Genomic DNA, 14541 nt, shown 5'->3' with positions numbered 1-14541 from the left:
AGCAAAATTTTAAAAAAGTTAAGAAGGGGCAATCAGACTTTCTTAGCCTTTTCCCAGTACTCGTTGAACTTAGTCTCAAAGAGAGCCCTGACCCTGAAGTCCCTGATCCAGACCTGGGTCTCGTAGTTGAAGTACCTTGCCGCCATGTCCTCGAGGGCGAAGAAGACCTCATCGTCACAGATGAGCATTGGCAGATCGAACTTGTCCAGAGTTCTCAGCTCAAGCTTTCCGTTCTTGGCGTACTCAAGGAGTTTTGATCCTCTGAGCCTCGGAAGGAGGTTCTCCGCCACTATGATCTTTGCCTTAACGCCCTTGTCGACCGCAGAAATTATCTCATTCTCCAGGTTAACTGCGATGTAGCCGTTGTCAGCTAGGAGTATCTTCTCCTTAACCTCCTCAAACATCTCCCTCGTCTTGAGAGTGGCATTCCTTATCCCACGGACTACCCAGACCCTTTCAACACCGTACTTTGGAATTTCTGTCTCGATAAGGGGAGTCATTAGCTCGAGGAGTTCTTCCTTCGCTTTCTTCTTGGCTTCAAGCTCCTCCTTAACGCGCTCCTGCCACTCCTCAATGAACTTTTCGAGGATGTTCTGGGGGTGAACGGGCCTGTACTTGTTGACCTTGCCGGGCTGGCTTATGGCAAAGCCCTTCTTCTCAAGGCTCCTGAGGACATCATAGGTTCTCGGGGCAGGAACCTCTGATACACTTGCCAGCTCGGCGGGGGTGAGTACGCCAAACCCAACGAGGGCCACGTACGCCCTTGCCTCGTAGAGGTTCAACTCAAAGTGCTCCTGAAGAAGCTCTACCATTCTCTCCTGCACCATCTTTACCACCACCATGTATCTGTCAATGGGATATCGATTTTAGACCATATAAATTTTTTCCTCCCATATTATGTTGAATCAGTTCATGGACAAGACATAATGTGAATAACTTTCGAAAATCCTACAAGGAATGCACGACCATGCAAGCTAGTTACTACCGGCCTGATATTTAAAATCTTGGCGCAGTCCCAAAAGCTGAGTATCCGGATATCGGAAACAAAGAGTAAGGAGAAAAACAAAATGATGTCCTAATAGTTGATGTCCTAATAGTCAAGCTCAAGCTTTGCCTATAAATTCCGTTATCTCCGAGTAGAGCCCGTTGAGGACTTCCTGGTAATCCTCTTTGCCCTCTTCTATCCTGTCCATTATCTCCTCAAGCTCCCTCGTCCTTTCCTCGCTGACGAGGTCGCGGTATTTGCTGACGAGGTAGTGGTAGACCTTTATGCCCTTCTCAGTAGGTACAAGCTTCTTCCTGCCCTTGGTCTCTACGACGTAGCCTCTCCTGAGAAGGGTCTCAACTATCTTGGCGTACGTTGAAGGCCTTCCTATCTTCCTCTCCTTCATCAGGGCTATTATGTCACCTTGGCTGTAGAGTGAAACCTTGGGAGCCTTCCACTTCTTGGCCTCGACGACCTTCAGTCTCGCACCTTTTTCAAGCCTCGGTATCTGCCTGAGCGGTGGGCTCCTGAGCTTCGTCCAGCCGTCCTCGATGATTTCAACGTAGCCTTCAACCTCGGCCTTTTCAACCCCAGCGTTTATGACGGCCCTCTCGTAGAGTATTTTTGCTGACTTCATCTGGCTCGTCATGAACTTCCTGAATATCATGTCATACAAGCGGTAGTGGTTCCTCGTCAGATTCCTCGGGAGCTGGATTATTCCATCGCGAATGAGCTGCATCAGCCTTCCTGTATCTATTGGCCTCGTCGGCCTTATCGCCTCGTGGGTTCCCTCTTCGCCCCACGGCCTTGGCTTGAAGTACTCCTCGCCTATCTCCTGGGTTATGTACTCCTTCGCTATCTCTATTCCGGTGTTGCTGACGTGGGTTGAGTCCGTTCTGTGGTAGGTTATCAGACCCATTTCAAAGAGATCCTGAGCTAGTCTCATCGTCTCCGGCGCTGAAAGCTTCAGGAACGTCGAGGCGTCTTTCAACATTGCATCGGTAGTGTACGGTGGAGAGGGGTTGAGCTCTCTCTCCTCAAGCTGAACCTCCTCAACCGTGACGTACTCGGGAGGCTCGACATCCTGTCCATCCTTGCCTATCTCAACCGTCACCTGGAGGCCGTTCTCAAGGGTTAAGCCGAGGAAGTAAGTCTCGCTCTCACTGAACTCTTTATACCTCTCAATTATCCAGCCTAAAACGGGCGTCTGAACCCTTCCAGCGGAGAGGTTCCTGTTTTCAAAGACGCGCTGGAGTTCCTGACTCAGCTCAAAGCCTATCCATCTGTCCTCTATTCTTCTTACTATCTGGGCCTCAACGCGGTTCTCGTTTACGTCCCTTGCTTCTTCGATTGCCTTCAGTATGGCCGGCCTCGTAACCTCATGGAACTCCGTCCTCTTGATGTTCGGTGTGTATGGGCTCAGCACGTTCCTTATGTCCCATGCTATTTTCTCACCCTCGGTATCCGGGTCGGTCGCGATGAGAATCTCATCAACTTCCTGCGCCAGCTCGCGCATCGCAACTACGTTCTCCAGGGCATCACGCACGTTTGTGGAACCACAGCGCGGACAGACGCCTTTTTTCTCCCAGTCAACGAACTGATGTCCGCAGTCGCGGCAGCGCTTTATGGTGTCGTAGACCGGAATAAACTTCATAATATCATCTTTTTTCTCAATCAGAACGCCGTGATAGCCTTCGTTCGTCACAAGGTCGAACATATGTCCTCCACTAGCCAAAATCGTCAGCATTCTGTTCCCTATGCTCACCTCATACGCAACCAGATCGCCTATCCTCGTCTTGCTCGGCTGGCCGAAGAAGTTTGCTATGGTTCTTGCCTTGTTGGGGCTCTCGACTATCATGAGCGAGGACTTAACGAGGTCCTTGACCCTGGCGCTTATCTTGCCCTCCATTACGAGTTTAACTTTCTCCCTGTCCTCATCGATTTGTCTGAGAACCTCATCGAGATCCAGCTCCTCGAAGGGCACCATCTTGAACTCCGTGAAGCGCCAGCGCATCTGCCTCACTAAGCCGTTGAAGACCTTCTCGTTATCAACAAGGAGAACGCTCAAACCCTTGGTTATTCCGCCCGCGAAGAGCCTGCTCGTCCTTCCAGTTGCCTGAATGTATGTCCTAACGTCGGGTATCTCGATGAACCACTTGCCCTCTTCCTCCGTCAGACTGACGAAGGGGTCTTCGGCAAGCTTTTTCAGAACTTCCTTGTCGTGAAGAACCCTTCTCAGAAACTCGACCAGCTCGCGGAAAACGCCCAATACATGGTTGTGGAACTCATTCTCTATTGGCAGGCCCTCGGCAAGGGCCTCCTCTATCTTCAGAAGTTCAAACTGAGGTATGTTCCTTATGAGCCGCCTCAGCCTTGAGTATAGCTTCTCGGCGGTTCTCCTGTCCTCGTCACTCAGAAAGTCCATGACCTCGCTGAGCAGGCCCAGAGCTCTGTAGATTGTCGGCCTCTCAAGGTCTATTGAAAAGCGGAACTTGGGTACGCCGGTGAAGACGGCGTAGCGTATTAGATGGGGTAAATCGAGGCCCCTAACGATTGAGCCGTAGTAGGTAGCGACGCCGACGAGGTATTCAGCCTCGCCGTTTTCAAACCTCTCAACGGCTTTCTTGTTCTTTGAGCTCGCGAGTTCCACCTTAAAACCGCGCTCGCGGAGGTAATTCACGAGTTCTTCGGCGTAGCTAAGGCCCTGGTCGATGGGAACAAAAATCAGCCCGCCTCTGCCGATCCTTTCCAACAGATCTGCCACGTGTTCCTTGACGTCCTTGGTCGGCTTAAGATAGCTGTCAACTACGTTCCTGAGAGCGCTCCTTCCGCTCCCGACCTCAAAGCCCAGCAGCTCGCGGTAGAGCTTTATCCTGTCTCCCCTGGCACTACCTGTGGCCGAGGCTATTATCATGACGCCTATCCTATTCTTCCTCTTGTAGGACTCGATCTCCCTCTGGATTTTCTCTATCTGCTCGTTTAGCTCCTTGAGCTTCTCGTTTTTGTCCTCTGAGTTCCCATTGAGGTAGCGGGCCATGCCCTTCTTAAGCCTCACTATCTCCCAGGCCTTCTGGATGGTCTCCTCGTTGAAACCGAGCAGATAAAGGGAGCGATCTATGTTCTTGCTCGCCTTCAGAAAAGCGTCGACGTCATCAACAAAGATGAAGTCAAAGTGCCTCCCCTTCAGCTTGTCCTCGAAGTTTCTGGCCAGCCACTGGGCACTCGTTACGAGGATGTCGTACTCTCCCGAATCTATGAGGGCAAGCATTTCCTCTTTTTCCTTTTTCCTAAGATTGCCGTGGTAGTAGGCGAGCTTAACGTTTAGCCCGAGCCTCTCGCGCATCGCTTCTATCTTCTTGACCGTCTGAATGACGAGGGGCGTTGTCGGGACGATTATATAGCTCTTCTTCCCTCTTTTCGCGTGCCAGAGGCTCATGAAAGCCCCAAAGGTGCTCTTACCCATACCGGTAGGGGCTATTATCGAAAAGCTCCTTCCCTTGAGAAGCCTCTTCACCCAAGTCCTCTGAGCACTCCAGAAGGTGAAGCCCGTCGCCTTATTGAATAACTCCTCGATCTCTCTTGTATTGCTTTCAAGCTGGTATATCCTCTCCCACTCTTTCAGGGTCCCCCTGAGTTTGAGGGCGTTTCGAACGGCGGAAACGAGTTGAAAATAGGAATCAGCGTGAACGGGTTCGTCAAGACACTCCTTACAGGGATTTTTCATCACAAGCCTATCGTCGGATATTCTACCTTCACAGTTCGGGCACATTCCCCGATAGATCGCCTTCATGTCCATCCTCCCCGTTACTCCCGGGCTTTTATTAACTCACTTTTTAAACGCTTGAACTCGGATTTAAGCCTTTCTGTAAGCGGATAATCTGGAAACAGACGGGTGTATTCATCAAGCAACTCCTGGAGAATGGGCAATTTTCTTGGGTCTCTAAGCTTTCTTTCGAGGTCCATGGAAAGCATGAAAAAGTAAGCGGACTTACTACCACTCTCATCCGTCTGAAGCTCATATCTAAGCATTTTAATAGAATACTCAAGCGCGAGAGCAGGTACCTCCTCCATCATTGAAAGCGCGCATGCTTCGGGAAAGACGTTAGTGTTACATTCGAAGTAGAATCCTCTCTCAAGGGCGATCTTCACGGCATCTACGTGTTCGCAAGAACCACCCTTTGGACACGTGCAAAAAGAGGAACCCGTGGAGAGGTCGATTTTTACCCGATAAGCATAATCATCCAGAACTTCCCCATAGACCGCACTGGGGGTCTTTACAACCCAAGTGACTCCGCCGGAAAAATAGAGAGCCTCCCCGCCCATGGTAACCACTTATAATTGTAAAAAATCAGAGGTTAAAAAACTTGCCGTCAGAGTTCAAGGCTGAGCCTTCTAACTACCATGTCCTCTGCTTCTTCGGGACTGATCTCCTCAATGCTCTCTATCCAGATCTTAGTTCTGGGAACCCTGTGCTTGCTTCCTATCTCGGAGTAAACAAGCTCCTTAACGTGCTCCTCCTTCAAAGCCCTGTACTCCTTAGTGAAGGGCTGCTTCTTTCCGAGTCTTTCGAAGGTACCCTTAACGCGGAAGACCTTAACCTCCATTCTTCACACCTCCCATCAGTCAAGGAATCCCAAAGCTTCTTCAATTTTCACTATCTCGGGTCCAGTGGTCAAGTGGCCGACAACAACGCCATTGGAATTGGCCAGCATGCACGAGCCGACGAACGGAACGCCCATGTTGGCAGTGCCAACGTATATGTCAACCCCGAAGAGGTCCCTAAGCCATTCAAGTTCCTCATCTGTAGCTTCAGGATGAACCAGACCGCCTTTATTTGTAACAACACCGGCACTACCGACGGCGTGATAGTCAGCTATCATTCCCCTCTCGACCTCTACACCGAGGATATCTCCGATCTCTTTCGCCTCTTCCCTGGTGAACTTTGAGCTGACCAGAGCAGCCCTGTCGTTTGCCAAGATTAGGTTCCCAAGTGCCGTCAGCGTGCTCTTAAAGGGAACTATTTCGGTGTCAACTCCGTTTTCCCTAAAGGAATTCTTTATGTGCTCCAATTCAGCATCCCATACGTACCACGGGACTAGTATAGCGTTCGAGTTGCCGGCGGAGAATATACCTACTATGCGCGACTTCATAACGCTCGTCTCAACTACCGGAACTTTAAGGACTTCCCGAAGAACGTTGAGCTTCTTCTCACCAAGGCCTTCCCTAACCAGGACTACCCTATCGGTAGCAACGCCGTAAACACCGAGATATGGGGAGTTCTCAAAATCAAGCCTCTCTATGTGCATAATTATCCCTCGCGGCAAAAGTAAAGGATTCAGGCGAGGGAGACCTTGGCAATCCTCTTGCCTTCGCTCTCCTCGACGACGACCTTGACACGAAGCTTGTTGGGCGGCTTCTCAGCGCCGCGCTCCCAGATCTTCTCGTTGACGTCGGTACCAATAACAACCTCGTCGGCCTTGGCGTGCCTCGCTATCCACTCGCGGAGGAAGCGAGCAGCCCTCGGTGCCCTCTTCCAGCGTGGAACGCGCTTCTTTATCTTCTTGAGGGGGACAACGAATATGACCTCTTCACCGGGCTTTATCGGCATTTAGATCACCTCACTCCTTAAGCTTGGTTCTTCTCCAGTGCCTCCTCTTCGGGTGAGTCATAACCTTTCTGTTGGTCTTAACGATAACCCAAACCGGAACGCGCCTGTTCTGCTTTGCTGCCTTCGCAAGTCTAAGCTTCTTTGCAAGTGGCTTGTTCCTCGCCATGACCACACCTCCGAATAATCGTGAATGCCTAACCTTCCTTCAGCCACCCGTTTTTAAGCTTTTTTGTAGAACCTCAAAACCCAAAAAGTGGAACAAATAGGAAAGGATCAGAATATCAGCGGTGCCCTGTATTCGCCCCATATCTCCCTCAGGACGTCGGTGACCTCACCGAGGGTCGCGAGGTGCCTGTGGGCCTCGATGATGTAGGGCATGAGGTTCTCGTCCTCTGTTTCGGCCGCCTTCCTGAGCTTATCCAGGGCCTCTTCGACCTTCTTGTTGTCGCGCTCGCTCCTCAGCTTCTTGAGTCTCTCGATCTGCTTGTCCCTTATGCTCGGGTCAACCTTAAGTATCTCGACCTCTATCGGCTCATCCGTCTGGAACTTGTTCACGCCGACAATAATTCTCTTCCCTTCCTCTATTTCCTTCTGGTACTTGTAGGCGGCATCGGCTATCTCCTTCTGGACGTAACCGCGCTCAATGGCCCTCATCATTCCGCCCATCTTCTGAATCTTCTCGATGTACTTGAGGGCCTCTTCGTAGATGTGGTCGGTGAGCCACTCGATGTAGTAGCTTCCTCCGAGCGGGTCAACGGTATCAACGACACCGCTCTCGTAGGCTATTATCTGCTGGGTCCTAAGGGCTATCCTGACGCTCTTCTCTGTCGGGAGCGAGAGGGCCTCGTCGTAGCTGTTGGTGTGCAAACTCTGGGTTCCTCCGAGGACGGCAGCCAAAGCCTGAATCGCGACCCTAACGATGTTGTTCTCGGGCTGCTGGGCGGTAAGGGTTGAACCTGCTGTTTGAGTGTGGAAGCGGAGCATCATGGAGCGCGGGTCCTTGGCGTTGAACCACTCCTTCATGATGTAGGCCCAGAGCCTTCTCGCCGCTCTGAACTTGGCAATCTCCTCAAGGAAGTTGTTGTGGGCGTTGAAGAAGAAGCTCAGCCTCGGGGCGAACTTGTCGACGTCCATACCCCTCTCGATGACGGCCTTAACGTACTCTATACCGTCGGCGAGGGTGAAGGCAACTTCCTGGACGGCGTTTGCTCCAGCTTCGCGGATGTGGTAACCGCTTATGCTTATCGAGTTCCACTTCGGGATGTTCTCAGCGCAGTACATTATGATGTCGGTTGTAAGACGCATGCTCGGCTGGGGCGGGAATATGTAGGTTCCCCTCGCGATGTACTCCTTGAGGATGTCGTTCTGGACCGTTCCGCGGAGCTTGTCCTGGCTAACGCCCTGCTTTTCCGCAACGAGGATGTACATTGCGAGAAGGTTTGCGGCGGTGGAGTTTATCGTCATACTTGTGGAGACCTTGTCGAGCGGAATCCCATCGAAGAGTATCTCCATATCCCAGAGGGAATCAATGGCAACTCCGACCTTACCGACTTCACCCTCTGCCATCGGGTGGTCGCTGTCGTAGCCGAGCTGGGTCGGCAAATCGAAGGCGACGCTCAAACCCGTCTGTCCCTGCTCGAGAAGGTACTTGTAGCGCTTGTTGCTCTCTTCAGCGGTCGCGTAGCCGGCGTACTGCCTCATCGTCCAGAAGCGGCCGCGGTACATCGTCGCGTAAACACCGCGCGTGAACGGGTATTCCCCCGGAAAGCCAAGCTTTTCGAGGTAGTCCCAGTCCTCGCCGAGGTCAGCGGGAGTGTAGAGCCTCTTAATCTCGAAGCCGTCATCGGTCATGAACTTCTCCTTTCTCTCCGGGGCCTTCTGGAGAAACTTTGTGACGGTGGTTTCCTCCCAGCGCTTCTCCTCCTCGCGGATCTTGGCGAGCTTATCCTTATCGAAGGTCATTTCCGATCACCTGCCCCTACTTGGGCATCGGAGTATAAAAACCTTTTACATAGCTCAAGCTCTTCCTTTGCATTGGATAAAAAGTCCATCAGTCGGGGAACTCCCTCCTTTCGAGGGCGGCCCACGTTAGTACCAACAGGAGGACTGTCGAAGACAGGAAAAAGATGGCGGTGTATTCCGGACTTCCCTGGAATCCTGACAGGTCAACCTCGTGGAATCCCCCCTTGAGGAGGAGAACCGCCCTGTAGCCGAGGGTGTAGCTCTCGGGGTTGCTGATGTAAGGAATCTGAGGTATGAGGAACTGGAGCAGGAAGATGAGGCCAAAGGTCGCGAGGGAAGCGTAGAGGGGGCGGCTTATAACCACTGACAGGAGCATCGAGAGGGCCCCTATGCTGGCCATCAGAAGAAGTGTCACACCGAGGACGTAGAGGAGATCACTGAAGCCTTCCCAGAGCCCACTAACTCCTACTCCGTAAACGACGGGATTGTAGAGCCAGATCACCACGTAGGGGATGCCAAACAGGAGTACCAAAGTGCCCAATCCCGCGAGGAACTTGGCCGCCACGAGCTCCGAGAGGCGGAGGGGCTTCGCTATTAGGAGCCTTATTGTGCCCCTGTCGATCTCACCGGCAAGAAGGTCGCTCATAAGGATTATGACTATGAGCTGGCCTATTATCCCGAGCCAGTAGTTGGGAAGCAGGTCGAGCATCAGGCCTTCAAAGGCCCTTTTCATAGCTTCCAGACCGCTTCCGGTTGGATTTGGACTGAGGAGGTAAATCACCGCCGGGAACAGGGTTATAGCGAGAAGAACCTTGAACTTCCTCGAACGGAGGAGCTTTGTGATTTCAGTGGAAAAGACGACCCACAGCGGGGACTGGAACAGTTTATCAGCTTTCAGCCTCACTCTCAGGTTCATTCCTTCCACCCCACATTGAAGCGCTTCATGAGGATCCTTTCAAGGGGGCTGGTATGGGGTTTGAAGAGTTTGAGGGCCAGCTTTTCGCCGGCTATGAACTGGGGAACCTCGAGGAAAAAGCGCTCAGAGAACCTCTCGTCGAGTCTGACCCTGACAACGCCTTCCTCCTCCCAGACCTCCCTGACGTAGATCTTGTCCCTGAGGAAGTCAATGAGCCTTGAGTTGTCTGAGACCATAATGTCGTAGTCGTTGCTCTCCATGCTCACTAGATCCCTCACGCGGCCCTGTTCGATGAGCTGGCCGTCCTTTATGAGCCCAACGTAGTTGCAGGTTCGCTCTATCTCGCTAACAATATGGGAGCTTATGAATATCGTCTTTCCTGACTTGGCCAGTTCAAGAACCTTCCCGATGAACTCCATCCTTCCAACCGGGTCGAGGTTGCTCGTCGGCTCGTCCAGAATGAGGAGTTCTGGATCCCCGAGGAGGGAAGCCGCGAATATGGCCCTCTGCCTCTGCCCGCTGGAGAGCTCCTTTATCCTGTGGAAGGCCAGCTTTCCGACTCCAGTGTAGGCCATGAGCTCCCTGGCCTGCCTCACGGCCTCTTCTTTTTTGAGCCCGAGGAGGCGCCCCATATAGGTCAAAAACTCGAAGATCGTCATATCATCGTAGGCTATAGGCTTTTCAGGCATGTAGCCTACTTTCCTCATTATCTCAACCCTCTCGTGCGGCATCTCCATGCCGAAAATCCTTATCTCGCCGTAGGTAGGTTTAAGGGCACCTGTGAGCATCTTAATTGTAGTCGTCTTTCCCGCTCCGTTTGGCCCGAGGAAGCCGTAGACCACGCCCTTAGGCACCTTGAGATTCAGGTGATAAACGATGTTCCTCTTGCCGAAGAACTTGGTGAGGTCTCTGGTCTCGATGACGTAGGTCTCCATTTCAACACCCAGAGTGCTATCGAAACGGATGTAATTAAGGGTTTCGGGCGGGAAGGTTATATTGATCGGGGCGTATTCAATAACAATGATAATCGGAAAAGTCGGCCTCGACAGCTCGGCGCGCTTCACCTTCCAGAGCCACGCCCACACAGACCACTTCGTCAGTGGAGAGGTTATTTTCTCAACTAAGGCAACAAAATACCTCAGCCACCTCAGGAAAGGCGGCTTTTACAGGGAAATCGATTTCGGGAAGACCTTTTACCTTGGGGACTTCAAGGCCAAGCTCTATCCTGCCGGCCATATGCTTGGCTCCGCCGGAATAAAGCTCTGGCTCGAGGGCGGGACGCTCTTCTACACCGGAGACACCAAGTGGTTCAAGCTGAGGACCGCTGAAAAGAGCCGCTTTCCAAGGGCAGACTTTCTGATAATCGAGGCCACCTTCGGCGTCCCGAGATTTACCTTTCCCTCACCTAGAGAGGCGGAAAAGAAGCTGGTGGCATTTGTTGAGGAGGCTCTTGACAGTGGAAAGAGGCCGGTTCTCTACGTTAATCAAATGGGAAAAGCCCAGGAGGTCATGAAGATACTCGACGTCCACGGCTACACAGTTAGGCCGAGCAGAACAATGCTGAAGGTGGCAAGGGTTTACTCCAAGTTCGGAGTCAAGTTCGGGAACGTTGATAAAGACGGCGAGGTTGTGCTCCGCTCATACCGCTCGCCGAGGGTTGAGAACTCGCCTTCTCCCTGGGAGCTTACCGTTTCGGGATTTGGAAAGCTTAAGCTGAGCAACCACGCCGACTTCTGGGAGCTGATGAAAATCGTAGAGAGGGTTAAGCCGGAGAAAATCTTCACGGTCTACGGCTTCGCGGATGAGTTCGCGAGGATTCTCAGGGGACTCGGTTACGATGCCCTTCCAATCAAATCCGACTCCAGGCTGAAGCTATAACAAGGTAGATTTTAGTCACCACCGCATACTAAAATCGAAAAGTTTATAAAGGGTGACGTTTTAGTAACTAACGGTAATCAAAAAGGCACCGGGAGGTGGTGCCGATGGCCTGGAGGAGGGACCGCTACTGGGACCCCTTTGACCTTATGAGGGAGATACAGGAGGAGATTGACGCCATATTCAGGGACATCATGCGCGGTCCGAGGATCTGGAGCTGGCGCGAGCCGGAGGAGAGCATCGCCATCAGCGAGACCTGGAGGGAGCCCTTCGCCGACATCTTCGACCGCGGTGACAAGTTCGTCATAACCGTTGAGCTCCCAGGAGTCCGCAAGGAGGACATCAAGCTCAGAGTCACAGAGGACACTGTCTACATCGAAGCCCAGATGAGGCGCGAGAAGGAGCTCGAGCGCGAGGGTGCAATAAGGATTGAGCGCTACTACAGCGGTTACAGGAGGGTCATCAGACTGCCAGAGGAGGTCATCCCGGAGAAGGCCAAAGCAAGGTACAACAACGGCGTCCTTGAGATCGAGATTCCAAAGAAGAATCCCACCAAGCCGGAGAAAGAGGGATTTGAAGTCAAGATCGAGTGATTTGACATTTTTAACCTTCTTACAGTCTCGGTCTAATCTTTTTTCTGACCTGTTTAGAGAACGGTTTTGAGTTTTAATAACCATCCCTTAGAAAAATCGAAAAGTTTATAAAGGATTAGTGATTTAGTAACCAATGGTAATCAAAAATCGTGAGGTGATGATCATGAGTGAGAGGAGAGAAGTCAAACTTAAAGTCGCGTCCGCTTATCAGAGGGACGTTGGCAGGGGAATAGTTAGGATTGACAGAAAGGCCATGAGAGAACTTGGTGTTCAGTCAGGTGACATAGTCGAAATCATAGGAACCAAGAACACCGCGGCAGTAGTCTGGCCAGCTTACCCAGAGGATGAAGGACTTGGCATCATCAGGATGGACGGAACCATCAGGAAGAACGCGGGCGTTGGCCTGGGTGACGAGGTAACTGTCAGGAAGGCCGACGTTAAAGAGGCCAAGAAAGTCATAGTGGCCCCAACCGAGCCAATACGCTTTGGCGGAGACTTCGTCGAGTGGCTTCACAGCAGGCTGGTTGGTAGGCCCGTTGTCAGGGGCGACTACATAAAGGTCGGTATCCTCGGACAGGAGCTGACCTTCGTCGTTACGGCAACGACTCCGGCTGGAATAGTCCAGATAACCGAGTTTACTGACTTCCAGATAAGTGAGAAGCCCGTTAAGGAGGTAAGCAAGGCAACCGCCCTCGGCGTTACCTACGAGGACATCGGTGGCCTTAAGGACGTCATCCAGAAGGTTAGGGAGATGATAGAGCTCCCGCTCAAGCACCCGGAGCTGTTCGAGAAGCTCGGCATTGAGCCGCCGAAGGGTGTTCTCCTCTACGGTCCGCCTGGAACGGGTAAGACCCTCCTTGCCAAGGCCGTTGCAAACGAAGCAAACGCCCACTTCATAGCCATAAACGGTCCAGAGATAATGAGCAAGTACTACGGTGAGAGCGAGGAGCGCCTAAGGGAGGTCTTCAAGGAGGCTGAGGAGAACGCTCCGAGCATAATCTTCATCGACGAGATTGACAGCATTGCACCAAAGAGAGAGGAGACCCACGGCGAGGTCGAGAAGAGGGTTGTTAGCCAGCTGCTCACCCTCATGGATGGTCTGAAGAGCAGGGGCAAGGTCATAGTCATAGGCGCGACCAACAGGCCGGATGCCATTGACCCGGCCCTGAGGAGGCCTGGAAGGTTTGACAGGGAGATTGAAGTTGGCGTTCCCGACAAGCAGGGAAGGAAGGAGATACTCCAGATCCACACCAGAGGAATGCCCATTGAGCCAGAGTTCAGGAAGAGCAAGGTCATCGAGATACTCGAGGAGCTTGAGAAGAACGACGCTTACAGAGACCTCGTCGAGAGGGCAATAAGAAAGGTCAAAGAGGCCAAGGACGAGGAGGAGATCAAGAGGGTCCTGAGGGAGATAGACGAGAAGCTCTACGATGAGGTCAAAGCAAAGCTCATCGATGCCCTGCTCGACGAGCTGGCAGAGGTCACTCACGGCTTCGTCGGTGCCGACCTCGCCGCTCTGGCGAGAGAAGCTGCAATGGCCGCACTGAGAAGGCTCATAAACGAGGGCAAGATCGACTTCGAGGCCGAGTACATACCCAAGGAAGTCCTGGAGGAGCTCAAGGTAACCAGGAGGGACTTCTACGAGGCGCTGAAGATGGTCGAGCCTTCAGCACTCAGGGAGGTCCTGCTTGAGGTTCCGAACGTTCGCTGGGACGACATCGGCGGACTGGAGGACGTGAAACAGGAACTCAGAGAAGCAGTCGAATGGCCGCTCAAGTATCCTGAGGCGTTCATAGGTCTCGGCATCACACCGCCGAAGGGAATCCTCCTCTACGGTCCGCCTGGAACCGGTAAGACTCTCCTTGCAAAGGCAGTAGCGAACGAGAGCGAGGCCAACTTCATAGCCATCAAGGGTCCAGAGGTGCTGAGCAAGTGGGTCGGTGAGAGCGAGAAGAACATCCGTGAAATCTTCAGGAAGGCCCGTCAGGCGGCTCCGACGGTGATATTCATTGACGAGATTGATGCCATAGCCCCAAGAAGGGGAACCGATGTGAACAGGGTCACCGACAGGCTCATCAACCAGCTCCTCACGGAGATGGACGGAATCCAGGAGAACAGCGGCGTGGTTGTCATAGGTGCTACCAACAGGCCGGACATCATCGACCCGGCACTCCTCAGACCAGGAAGGTTCGACAGGCTCATCCTCGTTCCAGCGCCGGACGAGAAAGCGAGACTCGAGATATTCAAGGTTCACACCAGGAAGGTTCCGCTGGCAGAGGACGTTAACCTCGAGGAGCTGGCCAAGAGAACTGAGGGCTACACGGGTGCAGACATAGCGGCAGTGGTCAGAGAGGCAGCGATGCTCGCCATGAGAAGGGCACTCCAGGAGGGCATCATAAGGCCCGGCATGAAGGCCGACGAGATAAGGCAGAAGGTCAAGGTCACCATGAAGGACTTCGAGGAGGCACTGAAGAAGATCGGCCCGAGCGTGAGCAAGGAGACGATGGAGTACTACAGGAAGATACAGGAACAGTTCAAACAGTCAAGGGGCTGATGCCCCCTAGGCTTTAGCCCTTTTTCTATTCCCAAGGGAGGTGATAGG

At 52.6% G+C, this 14541-nt stretch carries 13 protein-coding genes; 3 read left to right on the top strand and 10 right to left on the bottom strand.

Features of this window, described 5'->3' with window-relative positions; all coding sequences use genetic code 11:
- Positions 1–32 precede the first annotated feature (32 nt).
- The 10 genes from trmBL2 to A3K92_RS01515 form a co-directional block, all read right to left on the bottom strand.
- On the bottom strand, positions 33–827 hold the full coding sequence (gene trmBL2, locus A3K92_RS01560; RefSeq protein ID WP_088884596.1) for an HTH-type transcriptional regulator TrmBL2: 795 nt from the start codon (positions 825–827) through the stop codon (positions 33–35).
- Positions 828–1103: 276 nt separating this feature from the next.
- On the bottom strand, positions 1104–4775 hold the full coding sequence (gene rgy, locus A3K92_RS01555) for a reverse gyrase (RefSeq protein WP_088884595.1): 3672 nt from the start codon (positions 4773–4775) through the stop codon (positions 1104–1106).
- 14 nt (positions 4776–4789) lie between these two features.
- Entirely contained in the window at positions 4790–5308 is a 519-nt protein-coding gene (locus A3K92_RS01550; protein WP_088884594.1) for an SWIM zinc finger family protein, read from the bottom strand.
- Positions 5309–5355: 47 nt separating this feature from the next.
- On the bottom strand, positions 5356–5589 hold the full coding sequence (rpl18a, locus tag A3K92_RS01545; RefSeq protein ID WP_088884593.1) for a 50S ribosomal protein L18Ae: 234 nt from the start codon (positions 5587–5589) through the stop codon (positions 5356–5358).
- Positions 5590–5604: 15 nt separating this feature from the next.
- A complete protein-coding gene (locus tag A3K92_RS01540) occupies positions 5605–6291 on the bottom strand; it encodes a translation initiation factor IF-6 (RefSeq protein WP_088884592.1) in 687 nt (228 codons plus the stop codon).
- Positions 6292–6320: 29 nt separating this feature from the next.
- On the bottom strand, positions 6321–6593 hold the full coding sequence (locus tag A3K92_RS01535) for a 50S ribosomal protein L31e (RefSeq protein WP_088884591.1): 273 nt from the start codon (positions 6591–6593) through the stop codon (positions 6321–6323).
- Positions 6594–6603: 10 nt separating this feature from the next.
- Complete coding sequence (locus tag A3K92_RS01530; RefSeq protein ID WP_010477181.1) at positions 6604–6759, bottom strand: 50S ribosomal protein L39e; 156 nt, start codon at positions 6757–6759, stop codon at positions 6604–6606.
- A gap of 107 nt (positions 6760–6866) precedes the next feature.
- Positions 6867–8555 (bottom strand): acyl-CoA mutase large subunit family protein, encoded by a 1689-nt coding sequence (locus A3K92_RS01525; protein ID WP_088884590.1) that lies wholly within the window; start codon positions 8553–8555, stop codon positions 6867–6869.
- Positions 8556–8643: 88 nt separating this feature from the next.
- Positions 8644–9471 carry an ABC transporter permease gene (locus A3K92_RS01520; RefSeq protein ID WP_088884589.1) on the bottom strand — a complete coding sequence of 276 codons (828 nt, stop codon included), beginning with the start codon at positions 9469–9471 and terminating at the stop codon, positions 8644–8646.
- Complete coding sequence (locus A3K92_RS01515; protein WP_088884588.1) at positions 9468–10406, bottom strand: ABC transporter ATP-binding protein; 939 nt, start codon at positions 10404–10406, stop codon at positions 9468–9470. The genes A3K92_RS01520 and A3K92_RS01515 overlap by 4 nt, the downstream gene beginning before the upstream one ends.
- Positions 10407–10491: 85 nt before the next feature.
- Between A3K92_RS01515 and A3K92_RS01510 the strand changes: the two genes are divergently transcribed.
- The 3 genes from A3K92_RS01510 to A3K92_RS01500 all read left to right on the top strand — a co-directional run bounded on the left by A3K92_RS01510 (position 10492) and on the right by A3K92_RS01500 (position 14493).
- Positions 10492–11349 carry an MBL fold metallo-hydrolase gene (locus A3K92_RS01510; RefSeq protein ID WP_088884587.1) on the top strand — a complete coding sequence of 286 codons (858 nt, stop codon included), beginning with the start codon at positions 10492–10494 and terminating at the stop codon, positions 11347–11349.
- Positions 11350–11453: 104 nt separating this feature from the next.
- The gene (locus A3K92_RS01505) at positions 11454–11939 is read left to right on the top strand and encodes an Hsp20/alpha crystallin family protein (RefSeq protein ID WP_088884586.1); all 486 of its coding nucleotides are present in this window, start codon (positions 11454–11456) and stop codon (positions 11937–11939) included.
- Positions 11940–12102: 163 nt separating this feature from the next.
- Positions 12103–14493, top strand: coding sequence for a CDC48 family AAA ATPase (locus tag A3K92_RS01500; RefSeq protein ID WP_088884585.1), 2391 nt, complete (start codon positions 12103–12105; stop codon positions 14491–14493).
- The last annotated feature ends 48 nt before the right edge of the window (positions 14494–14541 follow it).

It is taken from the genome of Thermococcus gorgonarius, assembly GCF_002214385.1.
In the GTDB taxonomy this organism is placed as follows: Archaea; Methanobacteriota_B; Thermococci; order Thermococcales; family Thermococcaceae; genus Thermococcus; species Thermococcus gorgonarius.
The sequence above is the reverse complement of the archived record's forward strand: the minus strand, read 5'-3'. Positions and strand labels throughout refer to the sequence as shown.